This window comes from Kutzneria chonburiensis, from assembly GCF_028622115.1.
Taxonomy (GTDB): domain Bacteria; phylum Actinomycetota; class Actinomycetes; order Mycobacteriales; family Pseudonocardiaceae; genus Kutzneria; species Kutzneria chonburiensis.
In genome coordinates, this window is record NZ_CP097263.1 from 8,901,993 (window position 1) to 8,915,450 (window position 13,458).

At 69.1% G+C, this 13,458-nt stretch carries 14 protein-coding genes; 10 read left to right on the forward strand and 4 right to left on the reverse strand.

Annotation, left to right across the window (positions count from 1 at the left end; translation table 11 throughout):
- Window positions 1–15 precede the first annotated feature (15 nt).
- Window positions 16–639 (forward strand): TMEM175 family protein, encoded by a 624-nt coding sequence (locus M3Q35_RS41325; RefSeq protein WP_273938025.1) that lies wholly within the window; start codon window positions 16–18, stop codon window positions 637–639.
- Between the two features lie 3 nt (window positions 640–642).
- Here the strand turns inward: M3Q35_RS41325 and M3Q35_RS41330 are convergent, their stop codons facing one another.
- Window positions 643–1,635 carry a LacI family DNA-binding transcriptional regulator gene (locus M3Q35_RS41330; RefSeq protein WP_273938026.1) on the reverse strand — a complete coding sequence of 331 codons (993 nt, stop codon included), beginning with the start codon at window positions 1,633–1,635 and terminating at the stop codon, window positions 643–645.
- 138 nt (window positions 1,636–1,773) lie between these two features.
- On the opposite strand from M3Q35_RS41330, the gene paaK reads away from it, so the two are divergent.
- Window positions 1,774–3,093, forward strand: coding sequence for a phenylacetate--CoA ligase PaaK (gene paaK / locus M3Q35_RS41335; protein ID WP_273938027.1), 1,320 nt, complete (start codon window positions 1,774–1,776; stop codon window positions 3,091–3,093).
- Between the two features lie 147 nt (window positions 3,094–3,240).
- On the opposite strand, the gene M3Q35_RS41340 is transcribed toward paaK, so the two are convergent.
- On the reverse strand, window positions 3,241–3,696 hold the full coding sequence (locus M3Q35_RS41340; RefSeq protein WP_273938028.1) for a DinB family protein: 456 nt from the start codon (window positions 3,694–3,696) through the stop codon (window positions 3,241–3,243).
- Window positions 3,697–3,713: 17 nt separating this feature from the next.
- On the opposite strand from M3Q35_RS41340, the gene M3Q35_RS41345 reads away from it, so the two are divergent.
- Window positions 3,714–4,427, forward strand: a complete 714-nt coding sequence (locus M3Q35_RS41345) for a GNAT family N-acetyltransferase (protein WP_273938029.1) — start codon at window positions 3,714–3,716, stop codon at window positions 4,425–4,427.
- Between the two features lie 37 nt (window positions 4,428–4,464).
- Here M3Q35_RS41345 and M3Q35_RS41350 read toward each other — a convergent pair whose 3' ends face one another.
- A complete protein-coding gene (locus M3Q35_RS41350; RefSeq protein ID WP_273938030.1) occupies window positions 4,465–5,433 on the reverse strand; it encodes a phosphotransferase family protein in 969 nt (322 codons plus the stop codon).
- A 131-nt stretch (window positions 5,434–5,564) separates the two neighbouring features.
- Here M3Q35_RS41350 and M3Q35_RS41355 point away from each other — a divergent pair, with 131 nt between their 5' ends.
- The 3 genes from M3Q35_RS41355 (at window position 5,565) to M3Q35_RS41365 (ending at window position 8,928) form a co-directional block, all read left to right on the forward strand.
- Window positions 5,565–6,014, forward strand: coding sequence for a MarR family winged helix-turn-helix transcriptional regulator (locus M3Q35_RS41355; protein WP_273938031.1), 450 nt, complete (start codon window positions 5,565–5,567; stop codon window positions 6,012–6,014).
- Between the two features lie 65 nt (window positions 6,015–6,079).
- On the forward strand, window positions 6,080–7,684 hold the full coding sequence (locus tag M3Q35_RS41360; protein WP_273944670.1) for an MFS transporter: 1,605 nt from the start codon (window positions 6,080–6,082) through the stop codon (window positions 7,682–7,684).
- 167 nt (window positions 7,685–7,851) lie between these two features.
- Window positions 7,852–8,928 (forward strand): glycoside hydrolase family 19 protein, encoded by a 1,077-nt coding sequence (locus M3Q35_RS41365; protein ID WP_273938032.1) that lies wholly within the window; start codon window positions 7,852–7,854, stop codon window positions 8,926–8,928.
- A gap of 75 nt (window positions 8,929–9,003) precedes the next feature.
- Here the strand turns inward: M3Q35_RS41365 and M3Q35_RS41370 are convergent, their stop codons facing one another.
- Window positions 9,004–9,459 carry a DUF6542 domain-containing protein gene (locus M3Q35_RS41370; protein ID WP_273938033.1) on the reverse strand — a complete coding sequence of 152 codons (456 nt, stop codon included), beginning with the start codon at window positions 9,457–9,459 and terminating at the stop codon, window positions 9,004–9,006.
- A 135-nt stretch (window positions 9,460–9,594) separates the two neighbouring features.
- Here M3Q35_RS41370 and M3Q35_RS41375 point away from each other — a divergent pair, with 135 nt between their 5' ends.
- The 4 genes from M3Q35_RS41375 (at window position 9,595) to M3Q35_RS41390 (ending at window position 13,383) form a co-directional block, all read left to right on the forward strand.
- Entirely contained in the window at window positions 9,595–10,773 is a 1,179-nt protein-coding gene (locus M3Q35_RS41375; RefSeq protein WP_273938034.1) for an LCP family protein, read from the forward strand.
- A 51-nt stretch (window positions 10,774–10,824) separates the two neighbouring features.
- The gene (locus M3Q35_RS41380; RefSeq protein WP_273938035.1) at window positions 10,825–11,763 is read left to right on the forward strand and encodes a pirin family protein; all 939 of its coding nucleotides are present in this window, start codon (window positions 10,825–10,827) and stop codon (window positions 11,761–11,763) included.
- Window positions 11,764–11,860: 97 nt separating this feature from the next.
- A complete protein-coding gene (locus M3Q35_RS41385) occupies window positions 11,861–12,211 on the forward strand; it encodes a YciI family protein (protein ID WP_273938036.1) in 351 nt (116 codons plus the stop codon).
- A complete protein-coding gene (locus M3Q35_RS41390; protein ID WP_273938037.1) occupies window positions 12,208–13,383 on the forward strand; it encodes an RNA polymerase sigma factor in 1,176 nt (391 codons plus the stop codon). Before M3Q35_RS41385 ends, M3Q35_RS41390 begins: the two co-directional genes overlap by 4 nt.
- The last annotated feature ends 75 nt before the right edge of the window (window positions 13,384–13,458 follow it).

Sequence of the window (13,458 nt, forward strand, 5' to 3'; positions counted from 1 at the left end):
CCGACAAGGGAACCGATGACCGAGAAGTCGCCCGAACGCCTGGTGTTCTTCACCGACGCGGTGGTCGCCATCGCGCTGACGCTGCTGGTGCTGCCGCTGACGGAGATCGTGCCGGAGCTGGTGGCGGCGCACGGCGAGCCGATCGAGGCGATCACGCGGAACCAGCCGAAGATCTGGAGCTTCCTGCTCAGCTTCGCGGTGATCGGCCGCCAGTGGTTCGGCCACCACCGGCTGTTCGAGCACGTGCGGGCCTACACCCAGACGCTGATGCTGACCAACATGGTCTGGCTGCTGTCGGTGATCGTGATGCCCTTCGCCACGCAGCTGGTCGGCGGCTTCGGCACCGACGAGTTCACCTGCCTGCTCTACATCGGCACGATCGTGGTGAACAGCGGGTGCATCTCGCTGATGACGCTGGCGGTGCGGGCGAACCCGAAGCTGCTCAAGGAGGGCGAGCGGCTCTCGGGCCGCTGGATGTACAACACGCTGGGCACGACGATCTCGATGCTGGCGGCGTTCGTCCTCGTCCTGCTGGTGCCGGCGGTCAACTACTATTCCCTGCTGCTGCTCCTGGTGCCGCCGGTGGTGGCCCGACTGGTGCACCCGGAGCCGGCCAAGCCGACGCAACTGTCCGAATAGGACTCAGTCGCGGGCCCGGCCGGTGGTAGCCCGGGCCTGTAGCGTCGCCTCCAGGGTCACGGGAGCGGGATCGGCGCCGGGATCATCCTGCTGGGCAAGGAGAAGCTCGGCGACGGCGGCCGAACCGAGATCGGCCAACGGGGCGGCGATGGTGGTGAGCGCGGGCGTGGAGTAGGCGCCGACCTTGGTGCCGCCCCAGCCGGTCACGCTGGTCTGTTCAGGAATACGCACGCCGAGTTGCAGCAGCCGGGCGACGACTCCCATGGCCATCTGGTCGTTGAAGCACAGCACGGCTGTGGGTAACGGTTGTCGTACGAGCTCGTCGGCGACGGCGCTGCCGCTCTCGTACGAGGCGGGCCCCATCGGCGCGATCGTCAGATCGAGGCCGGTTGTGGAAGCGGCCTTGCGCAGCGCGGCGAGCCGGTCGTGCGCGACCCACGAGTTGTCGGGCCCGGGGTAGTAGGTGGCGGCGGTGTGGCCGAGATTGGCCAGATATTGCGTGAGCAAGGACATTGCGTGCGGCGCGTCGACCAGCACGCTGCGATGCCCGGGCACGTGCCGGTTGACGAACACGAGCGGCCGCAGCGAGTCCACCGAGGCGATCTGCTCGTCGGTCAGCAGCGAGGAGAACAGGATCAGCCCGTCCACGTCCTTGGCCAGGGCGTGCACCAGCTTCTCCTCGTCGGCGGCGCTGTCGTCGCTGTCCGCGAGCAGCGCGGCCAGGCCGTGTTCGCGGGCGCCGTGCTGGGCCGCCTTGATCATCTCGGGGAACAGCGGATTGGCCAGGTTCGGCACCACCAGCCCGATGTTCGCGGTCCGCCCCGTGGTCAGCGAGGCCGCGTTCCGGTTGGGGGAGTAGTTCAACTGCCCGGCCGCGGTGTGCACCTTCAGCCGCGTCTCGTCGCGGAACAGCTCCGGGTGGGTGAACACCCGCGACACCGTGGAGACCGACACGCCCGCCGCCCGTGCGACGTCGCGAATCGTAGCTCGCGGCACCTTTGTCCTCTCGCCCTGCGTCCACCCCCTCACACCCAGTTTAGGACAGCGGGCGACGCCGTGCCCGCATCCTTGACAAGGCCGCGACGGCGGCACATTCTGAACCGTCCGTTCGGTCGGTAAACTGTGGAGTCGACGATGACGGCAGGATGGGGTGCGGCGCCGTCCGCGCGCGAGCTGACGGCTGCCGAGCAGCTCTCCGCCGACGAGCTGCGTGCGCTCCAGCTCGGCCGTCTACAATGGACTTTGCGGCACGCGTACGAGAACGTCCCCTTCTACCGCAAGAAGTTCGACGAGGCCGGGGTGCGGCCGCAGGACTGTCGGGAGCTGGCCGACCTGGCCGGTTTTCCCGTGACGACAAAGCACGACCTGCGGGACAACTACCCGTTCGGCATGTTCGCCGTGCCGCCGGACCAGGTCCGGCGCATCCACGCCTCCAGTGGCACCACCGGAAAGCCGACCGTGGTCGGCTACACGGCCGAGGACATCGACACCTGGGCCACGGTGATGGCCCGCTCCATCTTCGCCGCCGGCGGCCGGCCCGGGCACAAGGTTCATGTTGCGTACGGCTACGGCCTGTTCACCGGAGGCCTCGGTGCGCACTACGGCGCCGAGAAGCTTGGCTGCACGGTGATTCCCGCCTCCGGCGGGATGACCGCCCGGCAGGTGCAGATCATCACCGACTTCCGGCCCGAGATCATCATGGTCACGCCGACGTACATGCTGACCCTGTTGGACGAGTTCGAGCGGCAGGGCATCGATCCGGTGACCAGCTCGCTGCGGGTCGGGATCTTCGGTGCAGAGCCGTGGACCGAGAAGATGCGGGCCGAGATCGAGGCGCGGGCCGGGCTGCATGCCGTCGACATCTACGGGCTGTCCGAGGTGATGGGGCCGGGTGTCGCGCAGGAGTGCGTGGAGACCAAGGACGGGCTGCACATCTGGGAGGACCACTTCCTGCCCGAGGTGATCGATCCGGTGTACGGCAACGTGCTGCCGGACGGCGAGACCGGCGAGCTGCTGTTCACGTCGTTGACCAAGCAGGCGTTGCCGATCATCCGGTACCGAACCCGTGATCTCACCGCGCTGCGCCCCGGCACCGCTCGGCCGGCGTTCCGGCGTATGGACAAGGTCACCGGCCGCAGCGACGACATGATCATCCTGCGTGGGGTGAACGTGTTTCCCACGCAGATCGAGGAGATCGTGCTCGGGACGGCCGGGTTGTCCCCGCACTTCCAGCTTCGGCTCAGCCGTCGGGAACGGATGGATCACCTGACGGTCGTCGTCGAGGCCCGGCCCGATGCCGGGGGTGAGCAGCGGTCCGCGGCCGCGGCGGAGATCGTCGGGCGGGTCAAGGACGGCGTCGGTGTGACGGTGGCGGTCGAGGTGGTGGATCCGGAGACGTTGGAGCGGTCGGTCGGCAAGCTCAAGCGGGTCATCGACGAGCGGCCGAAGGATTGATCTTCGGAGCTGAGCAGCCCCCGAATCCATTCTAGTCGAGGCGGCGGGTGGGCTGCTTCGGCAAAGATCCACGGGGATGCGGAATCGGCGGGCTCACGGCGAGATGTGCTTGGATTGATTCGGGGGCGCCTGTTTTCGATCTTCAGGTCAGCGCCCGGTCCGACCGTCGATCAGCTCCCGCAGGATGTCGGCGTGACCGGCGTGCCGGGCGGTCTCCTGGAGCAGGTGGGTGAGCACCCACCGCAGGTTGACGGCCTCGTCGGTGAGCCGGCAGAGGTCGTCGAGATCCGACGCGACGACGATCTCGTCGACGGTGGTCCACGCCTCCTGATACGCGGCGAGGGCCTCGGCCAGGGTGTCGTAAACCGTGGACGACGGCAGCGGGTGACCGGCGAACCGGTGGGAGACCCACAGAATCTCGGCCCACGCGAGGTGCTCGACGAGCCACAGCAGCGTGGTCTCGGACGGCACGAGCCGCAGCCGCTCGGCCCCGGGCGGCAGCTGGGTGACCTTCCGCACGAGGCTGTCGCGCTGGTACTGGAGCAACGAGAGCAGCGTCTCGCGTTCGCCGACAGCTGAGCGCGGCGGCTTGAGATCGGCCATGACGGCATACTACGGCGGTGGACCGCGATCTTGTGCTGGCCGAGTTCGACCGTCAGATTCGCCGGGCCGAGGGGGAGGTGCTGATCGAGGACGACTGGGCCGGGGTCGTGGCCACCGACCTCGACGAGACCACCGCCGACGCGGCGATCGCCGGGCACGTGGCCAGGTTCGCCGCACTGCACCGGGAATGGGAGTGGAAGCACTACTCCTACGACCAGCCGGCCGATCTTGCCGATCGCCTGCTGGCGGCGGGATTCACGCCCGAGCCGACCGAAGCCCTGCTGGTGGCGGCGATCGATGAACTGCCGACCCACGCCGCGTTGCCGCCGGGGACGGAGCTCGTGCCGGTGACCGATGCCGAGGCGGCGGCGATGTTCGTGAAGGTGCACGACGAGGTGTTCGGCGGAGACTACGCGGCTGTGGGTCGGAAACTGTTGGAAGACAAGGAGAACCAGCGCGGCTTCGTGGTTCTGGCCGGGGGTGTGCCGATTTCCTGCGCTCGCGTGGAGTTTCATCGTGGCACGGACTTCGCCAGCCTGTGGGGCTGCGGGACGCTCAAGCAGTGGCGCGGCCGGGGGTTGTTCCGGGCGTTGGTGGCGCACGGCACGAAGCTGGCCGCGGACAGGGGATTCCGCTACTTCCAGGCCGACGCCTCGGACGACAGCAGCCCGATCCTGCAACGGCTGGGCTTCGTTCTGCTGGCCACCACGACGCCGTTCATCCACCCCTGACCCGGTCGGCCACACTCCGGGGTGAGGATCTCGATCGTCATTCCAGCTCCGCCAACGCTTTTCGCAGGTGCAGCGAGGTGATCTCCACCAGCGCCTCCCGATCCGGACCCTCGTAGCCGCGGGGCGCGCCTTCGATGAGCATGATCAGGTACAGGTAGGTGCGATACAGGGCCAACCGCCGCCGCGCGCGGTCCGTGAACTCGATGCCACCGTAGCCGTCAAGGAACGCGGCATCGTCCTCAATGGACGCGAACAGCGCCAGTGACACCATCTCCGCCAGCGGATCGCCCCAGAACGCCCGCTCACCGTCGACGATGCCGGTGATCTCGTTGTCGTGCACCAGGATGTTGCCTGCCCACAGGTCGAAATGCACCAGCACCGGCGTGGTCACGTCGTCGAGCGCGTGCGCGTTGGCCGCGATCAGCCGGCGGAGCTGCGACACCTCCCGTGGCAGCGACGTTTCCCAGTGCTCCGCGTCGGCCAGCAGGGCGTCGAGCATGCCAAGGAAGGCCACACGCCAGGAGGACGACGTTTTCCCTTGCGGGTAGCCGAATTCCTCACCGGTGATCTGGTGCAGCGACGCCACCAGCCGGCCCAGATCGCCACGCAGTCGTCGTCGGTCGTCGTCGGCCAGCGACTCGCGTTGGCCGTACCAGTTGTTGCCGGGCAGCTCGGTCATCAGCAGGAAGTCACTGTCGAGCAGCGTGCGGGAGAAGTCCGCGTGCACCACCGTCGGCACCGGCAGCGCGGCGGCCGTGCGGTAGAACAGGGTTTCGGTCCGCATCAGGTCGCGCTCGTAGGACAGGCCCGGCATCGCCGGGTCCGGCGCCACCTTCAACACCAGCCCCGACCCGTCCGTCAGCCGCAGCCGATAGGCCGTGTTGTAGCTGGCTTCGCCCAGCTGCACCCGCTCGGCCAGCCTTTCGGCCCCAACGCCGGCCGCCGCCAGCACCTCCGCCAGCTGCCGGTCATCGACGTGCCGCTGGTAGCTGTTGATGCTGGTCATGGTGCCTCCCTGGCCTGCCGATGGAGGGCGTCCATCAGAGGTACGGAGAATAGGCTGATTACGCAACGTTACTTATGGTGACGCTGAAGGAAGCTTGCCAACCCAGACTGATAAACCTACCGTTACGAGTCGTGGCTGAGCTGACCGAGCTGCCCCCGGACCTGGTCCGGTCCGGCGTCGACCTGCGGGTCGCCGTCGGCCGGATCGTGCGCCGGCTGCGGCAGGCCCACGAGGTGGGCGACGTGACCCTGTCCGAGGTGTCGGTGCTGGCCCGGCTGGACCGGGACGGCCCGAACACGCCGGCCGTGCTGGCCGAGCTGGAGCGGATCCGCCCGCAGGCCATGGGCGTCACACTGTCCGAACTGGAGGGTCGCGGCCTCGTCCACCGCGAGCCCGACACGGCCGACGGCCGCAAGGTGCTGATGTCCGTCACGCCGACCGGTCGGAAGATGTTGTCGGAGCGGCGATCCGCCACCACCGAACGCATCACCCGGGCCCTGGCCGAGGAGTTCACGGCCGTGGAGCGCCGCAAGCTGCTGGCCGTGCTGCCGCTGCTGGACCGGCTGGCGGAGCGGTTGTGACGGCGGTCGAGCAGGCGCCGGCGGTCGGCGACCGGTACAAGTGGATCGCGCTGTCCAACACCACGATGGGCGTGTTCATCGCCACCGTGGACGGCTCGATCGTGATCATCTCGCTGCCGGCGATCTTCCGCGGCATCGGCCTGGATCCGCTGGCCCCCGGCAACATCAGCTACCTGCTGTGGATGATCCTTGGCTACCTGCTGGTGTCCGCGGTGCTGGTGGTGGCGCTCGGCCGGCTCGGCGACATGTTCGGTCGGGTCCGCATGTACAACATGGGCTTCGCCATCTTCGCCGCCGCATCCATTGCCCTGTCACTGGATCCGTTCATGGGCGCGCCCGGCGCGCTCTGGCTGATCGGCTGGCGCGTCGTGCAGGCGTTCGGCGGCGCGATGCTGACGGGCAACTCGGCGGCGATCATCACCGACGCGTTCCCGGCCAACCAGCGCGGAACCGCCTTGGGTATCAACCAGATCACCGCACTGGCCGGGCAGTTCATCGGCCTGCTGGCCGGCGGCTTCCTGGCCGTGATCGACTGGCACGCGGTGTTCTGGGTGAGCGTGCCCATCGGCGTGCTCGGCACGATCTGGTCCTACCGCAGCCTGCGCGAGACCCGTACGCCCCAGCCGGCCCGCATCGACTGGGTCGGCACGCTCACCTTCACCACCGGCACCGGCGCGCTGCTGGCCGCCATCACGTACGGAATCCAGCCCTACGGCGGACATGCGACCGGCTGGACCAGCCCGACCGTCCTAGGTGGACTCGGACTCGGCTTGGCGCTGTTGATCGTGTTCTGCATCGCCGAGACCCGCATCCGCCAACCCATGTTCCGGTTGGGCCTGTTCAAGGTCAGGGCCTTCGCCGCCGGCAACATCGCCGCGCTGCTGACCGCGGTGGCCCGTGGCGGCATGCAGTTCATGCTGATCATCTGGTTGCAGGGTATCTGGCTTCCCCTGCACGGCTACGACTTCGAGGACACGCCGCTGTGGGCCGGCATCTACCTGCTGCCGCTCACCTTCGGCTTCCTCGTCGCCGGCCCGATCGCCGGCTTCCTGTCCGACCGGTTCGGCGCACGACTGTTCGCCACCGGCGGCCTTGTCCTTGTGGTGCTGGCCTTTCTCGGCCTGCTGGCGCTGCCGGTGAACTTCCCGTACCCGCTGTTCGCGCTGCTGCTGTTCGTCAGCGGCGCCGGGCAGGGCATGTTCTCCGCGCCCAACACCTCGGCGATCATGGGCGCGGTGCCGGCCGCCGATCGCGGCGTCGCGTCCGGTATGCGATCAACCTTCCAGAACTCCGGAACGTCCTTGTCCATCGGCGTGTTCTTCTCGCTGATGATCGTCGGCCTTGCCTCGTCGCTGCCGACCACGCTCACCGCCGGCCTGACCGCGCAAGGAGTTCCCGAAAGCACCGCGCGATCCATCGCCGAGCTGCCGCCGGTGAGCACGCTGTTCGCGGCCTTCCTCGGCGACAACCCGATCGCCCACCTGCTGGGCCCCAGCGGCGTGCTGACCACATTGCCGCCCGAGCACGTCGCTGCCTTGACAGGTAAGGAGTTCTTCCCGCAGCTGGTGTCCGGTCCGTTCCATCAGGGCCTGCTGACCGTTTTCGGCGCGGCGGCGATCATGGCCACGATCGCGGCCCTGGCTTCGCTGCTGCGCGGCCGTAACGCCTAATCGGCAGGGCCGTTCGGCCCAATCCGACGTTCACACTCTTGACTGGTATAGACCAATCGGATTGAGTGGCCCTTGCCCACAGGGGAAAGCGTCGGTGCAGCCGCCACTCCCGCCGTGCTTTGTCCTCCCCGGGCCAACGCACCCCTGCGCGTCGAGGAGTGATCGGCTTGTCGTTACGACGAATTCTGGCGGGACTGGCCACCGTCGCCGTGGCCGCGACCATCGCGGTCGTGGCCCCCGCGACCGCGAACGCGGCCACCTGCGCCGCCGCGTACAGCGCCACCCAGGTCTACACCGGCGGCATGTCCGCGTCCTACAACAGCCACAACTGGCAGGCCAAGTGGTGGACCCAGGGTGAGGCGCCGAGCACCGGCGGCTCCGGAGTCTGGGCCGACCAGGGCAGCTGTACCGGCGGATCGGGCGGCGGCGGTGGCGGCGGAACCACCTGTAGCTACCCGGACTGGGCCGCCGGCACCAACTACGTCACCGGCAACATCGTGCGCTACCCGGCCAACAGCCAGTACTACCAGGCCACGCACGACAATCCGGGCTACGACCCGACCATCAGCACCTGGTACTGGTCGCCGTTCTCCTGCACCGGCGGTGGCGGCGGCGGTGGTGGCGGCACCGGCACGTTCCCGGTGAGCGAGACCCAGTTCAACCAGATGTTTCCGAGCCGGAACTCGTTCTACACCTACGCCGGCCTGACCGCGGCGATCGCCAAGTTCCCCGGCTTCGCCAGCACCGGCAGCGACACCACGCAGAAGCAGGAGGCCGCGGCCTTCCTGGCCAACGTGAGCCACGAGACCGGCCACCTGGTCTACGTGACGGAGATCGACAAGTCGGGCAACTACTGCGACACCAGCCAGTCCTACGGCTGCCCGGCCGGCACGTACGCCTACTACGGCCGCGGTCCGCTCCAGCTGAGCTGGAACTTCAACTACAAGGCGGCCGGCGACTACCTGGGCGTGAACCTGCTGGGCAACCCGTACCTGGTCGAGCAGGACGCGTCCGTGGCCTGGATGACCGGCCTCTGGTACTGGTTCACCGGCACCGGCGCGGGCGGCGTCACCTCGCACAACGCCATGGTCAACGGCAACGGCTTCGGCGCGACCATCCGGGCCATCAACGGCGGCCTGGAGTGCAACGGCAACAACACCGCCGAGATGCAGGACCGGGTCAACCTGTACCAGCAGTACGCCTCGATGCTGGGTGTCTCGCCCGGCGGCAACCTGACCTGCTGACCGACTGGCAACGGCAGTAAGGGGGCCTTCCTGCACTCCGAGTGCAGGAAGGCCCCCTTACTGTCATGTCGGGGCTCAGACGGCGGCGGGCTCGGGTTCCGCGGGCTCGGCCGGCTCCGGGGCCGGCGGGCGCTTGCGGGTGAGGATCAGCCGGATCAGGCCGATGACCACGGTGGCGACGGTCACACCGGCCTGCCACTCGAAGTTGTTCACCAGCGGCACGGTGAAGGCCAGCGCCTGGCTCACGAGCTGCGAGCCGAGGCCGGTGCCGCTCATCAGCATCGCCACCGGCGCCGCGGTGAACAGCAGGATCAGCGGCGGCTGCACCATCGGGCCGAACAGATTGCGCCGCCGCACCAGCAGCACGGCCAGCACACAGCCGCCCGCATACGCGCACTGGAACGGCAGGCCGAGGCCGTGGTTGAACGTCAGGTCCGCGTAGGCGCCGGCCGCGGTGGTCACCAGCGGCAACAGGATCGCTGCCCACCAGGGCAGTCCCCACGGACGCGCGGTCGTCGTCTCGGTTTCCATGCTCCCTCTTCACATCGTCCCGTTCAGGGTAGAGACGTCGGACCCGGGCGATGGGTTGCGTCGCAGAACACAGGCAACCGGATCGGGGGCACCGGCGTCAGCCGTGGTGGGGGAGTACGAAGCCGGGGAGGAACAGTGCGCTCAGTCAGACCCGCCGTGGTCACGGGCAGAACCGTGGTCGCGGTGGCCTCGGTCGCCGTGATCGGCCTGTCCGGCTACGGCTGGAGCCTGCTCAGCCAGGCCCAGGCGCACCTCACCACCGACAACGTGATCGAGCACCACACGCCGCCGGCCGCGCCGGCCACCATTCAGCACCAGGACGGGCAGGACACCAACTTCCTGCTGGTCGGCATCGACAGCCGCACCGACGTGCACGGCAATCCGCTGCCGCCGGACGTGCTGGCCTCGCTGCACGCCGGCCCGGACGACCACTTCCTGAACACCGACACGCTGATCGTGGTGCACGTGCCGGGCGACGGCGGCAAGGCGTCGGCCATCTCCATCCCGCGCGACTCGTACGTGGACATCGCCGGCGGCTACGGCAAGCACAAGATCAACTCGGCGTACTCGATCGGCATGAACAACCACGGCGGCTCGCAGACCGAGGGCCGCAAGACGTTGATCCAGACGGTGGAGAAGTTCACCGGCGTCACCATCGACCACTACGCCGAGATCAACCTGTACGGCTTCGACCTGATCAGCCAGGCGCTCGGCGGCGTGCCGGTGTGCCTGAACCACGCGGTCGACGACAGCGAGTACTCCGGCGCGGTGTTCCCGGCCGGCCAGCAGACCCTGTCCGGCGTGCAGGCGTTGCAGTTCGTGCGCCAGCGCCACGGGCTGGACAACGGCGACATCGACCGCGAACGCCGTCAGCAGGCGTTCCTGGCCTCGGCCGTGCACCAGCTGCTGTCGGTCGGCACGTTGACCAGTCCCAGCAAGCTCAACGACATCATCACCGCCATGCAGAACTCCATCGTGCTGGACCAGGACTGGAACCTGTTGCAGTTCGCCCAGCAGGTGCAGGGCATCTCCGGCGGCAATATCACGTTCGACACCATCCCGATCGTCAACATCACCTACTGGACGCCGGCCGACGGCGACGCCGTGCAGGTCGACCCCGAGCAGGTGCAGGCCTTCGTGGCCGACAAGTTCGGCGACGGGCCGGCAACGCCGCCGACGTCCACAACGGACACTCCGCCCTCGTCGCCGACCGGCAAGGCGGCGGCCGACGGCAGCCGCAAGTCGCCGATCATCCCGGACACCACGACCAACCCGCCGTCGATCACCGCCACCGGCGTCACCTGCGTGAACTGAGCCCGGCCCTGTCATAGTGGTGACCAGCGCACTTCTGACAGGGGCCGGGCGATGAGCAACCAGTGCACCAATCCATCCCTTGAGACGTCCGATGTCGCCGTCGAGGACGTCCGGCTGCTCGAGGCGCGGGCCGTGCCGCTCGGCGGCCTGCGGGCGATCAAGGTCGACCGCCTGCTGCCGCACCGCACGCTGCCCACCGTCGGGGCCTGGTGCTTCCTGGACCGGTTCGGGCCGCAGCACGACGACATGACCGTGCTGCCCCATCCGCACACCGGCCTGCAGACCGTGACCTGGCCGTTCGCCGGCGAGGTCCGGCACCGCGACAGCCTCGGCAGCGACGTGCTGATCAAGCCGGGGCAGCTCAACCTGATGACCGCCGGCCGGGGCATCTCGCACTCCGAGTTCTCCCTCGGCGACCGGCCGCTGCTCGACGGCCTCCAGCTGTGGCTGGCCCTGCCGGCCGCCGCCGACGCCGTCGCCCCGTCCTTCGAACAGCACGCCGACCTGCCGGTCTTCACCGACCACAGCCTGCGGGCCCGGGTGTTCATCGGCTCCATCGGCGACGTCACGTCACCGGCCACCACGTACAGTCCGCTGGTCGGGGCCGATTTCTCGCTCGCCCCTGGCGACACCGCGACCGTGCCGCTGCGGACCGACTTCGAACACGCCCTGGTCGTCGTCGATGGTTCGCTAGCAGCGCTAGGACACGACCTGCCGTCCGGGCCGATGCTCTACCTCGGCACCAACCGCGACCACGTCACCGTGACGAGTGACAGCGGCGCCAGGGCGATCTTGCTCGGCGGCGCTCCGTACGAGGACGACCTGGTCATGTGGTGGAACTTCGTCGGCCGCAGCCACGACGACATCGCCGCGGCCCGGGCCGAGTGGGAGGACGGCGACCGCTTCGGCGTGGTCCGCGGCCACGACGGCGCGCGCATCCCGGCCCCGCCGCTGCCCGGCGTGCGCCTGACGCCCCGCCGACGCCGCTGAAGATTTTTTCGGCGGGGTGTCCATGGGCGGTCCCGGCCGTTCGTCCTTAGGGTGTCGGTCGGCGGACAGAGCCGGCCCGCATCACTCGGGAGCAGCCATGACCACGTACCTCGCCCTGATCTACACCCCCGAAATGGACTGGGACCAGTCCAAGCCCGCCGAGATGAGCGGGGAGTACGCCGAGTTCAACCGGGCCGCGGCGGCCGTGCTGCGCGGCGGCAACGCCCTCTACCCGACCGCCACCGCCACCACCGTGCGGGTCAGCGGCGGCAAGGGCGGCGACGTGCTGACCACCGACGGCCCGTACGCCGAGACCAAGGAGGCGCTGACCGGCTACTACGTGCTGGAATGCGCCGACCTGGAGGAGGCCGTGAAGACGGCGGCGCAGATCCCGGCGGCCTGGAACGGCGGGGTCGTCGAGGTCCGGCCGATCGTCCAGTTCTCGTGACCACCGCCGGTGACGCGGTCGCGCGGCTGGTACGCGAGGAACGGGCTCGCGTGCTGGCCACGCTGATCCGCGTCACCGGCAGCGTCGACCTGGCCGAGGACGCCACCCAGGACGCGGTGGTGCGGGCGCTGGAGACCTGGCCGCGCGACGGCGTGCCGGCCAATCCGCGGGCCTGGCTGCTGGTCACGGCCAAGCGCCAGGCCATCGACCACATCCGCCGCGAGGGACGCCGTACGGACAAGGAGGCCGCCGCGATGGAGCCTCCCGTGGACGAGGCCCCGGAGGAGGTCCGGGACGACCTGCTGCGGCTGGTTTTCACCTGCTGCCACCCGTTTCTGTCACTGGACGCGCAGGTGGCGCTGGCCCTGCGCACGCTGGCCGGCCTGTCGACGGCCGAGGTGGCGCGGGGTCTGCTGGTGCCCGAGGCGACCATGGCCAAGCGGCTGGTGCGGGCCAAGCAGAAGATCACCGGAGCCGGCATCCCGTACCGGGTGCCGGCGGCCGAGGAGTTGCCGGACCGGCTGGCCGGGGTGGCCACCACCGTCTACCTGATCTTCAACGAGGGCTACGACGGCCGGCCTTTGCTTGCGGCGGAGGCGATCCGGCTCGGGCGGGTGCTGGCCGAGCTGATGCCGGACGAGCCGACCGTGCTGGGTCTGCTGGCGTTGATGCTGTTGCAGGAATCCCGTCGGGCGGCCCGAGCCGGCACGGTGCTGCTGGCCGATCAGGACCGGTCGCTGTGGGACGGCGCCGCGATCAAGGAGGGGGTTGAGCTGGTCGGCGTCGCGTTGCGGCGGACGCCCGACCGGCCCGATCGCTACGTCGTGCAGGCCGCCATCGCCGCCTGTCACGCGTTGGCCCCGTCTTACGACGAGACCAACTGGGACTCGGTCGTGTCCTGGTACGACGTGCTGCTGACCGTGCACGACACGTCGGTGGTCCGGCTCAACCGGGCCGCCGCCGTGGCCGAGCGGGACGGGGCTGAGGCCGGGTTGGCGCTGGTCGACGCGATCACCGGTCTCGACGCGTACCCGTGGTGGCACGCCAGCCGGGCCGAGCTGCTGCATCGCTTGGGGGATAAAGACTCCGCCCGCGTCGCGTTCGACCGGGCGGTGGCCGCCGGGATCAACGCGCCGACGGCCGAGCACCTGCGCCGCCGGATATTCGATTGACGGCGTGATCGGCGGGCTGCCATTTTTGGCACATCATGTTGAGCTGACACCTGCTTACCCCAGGCCCGCGTCCGA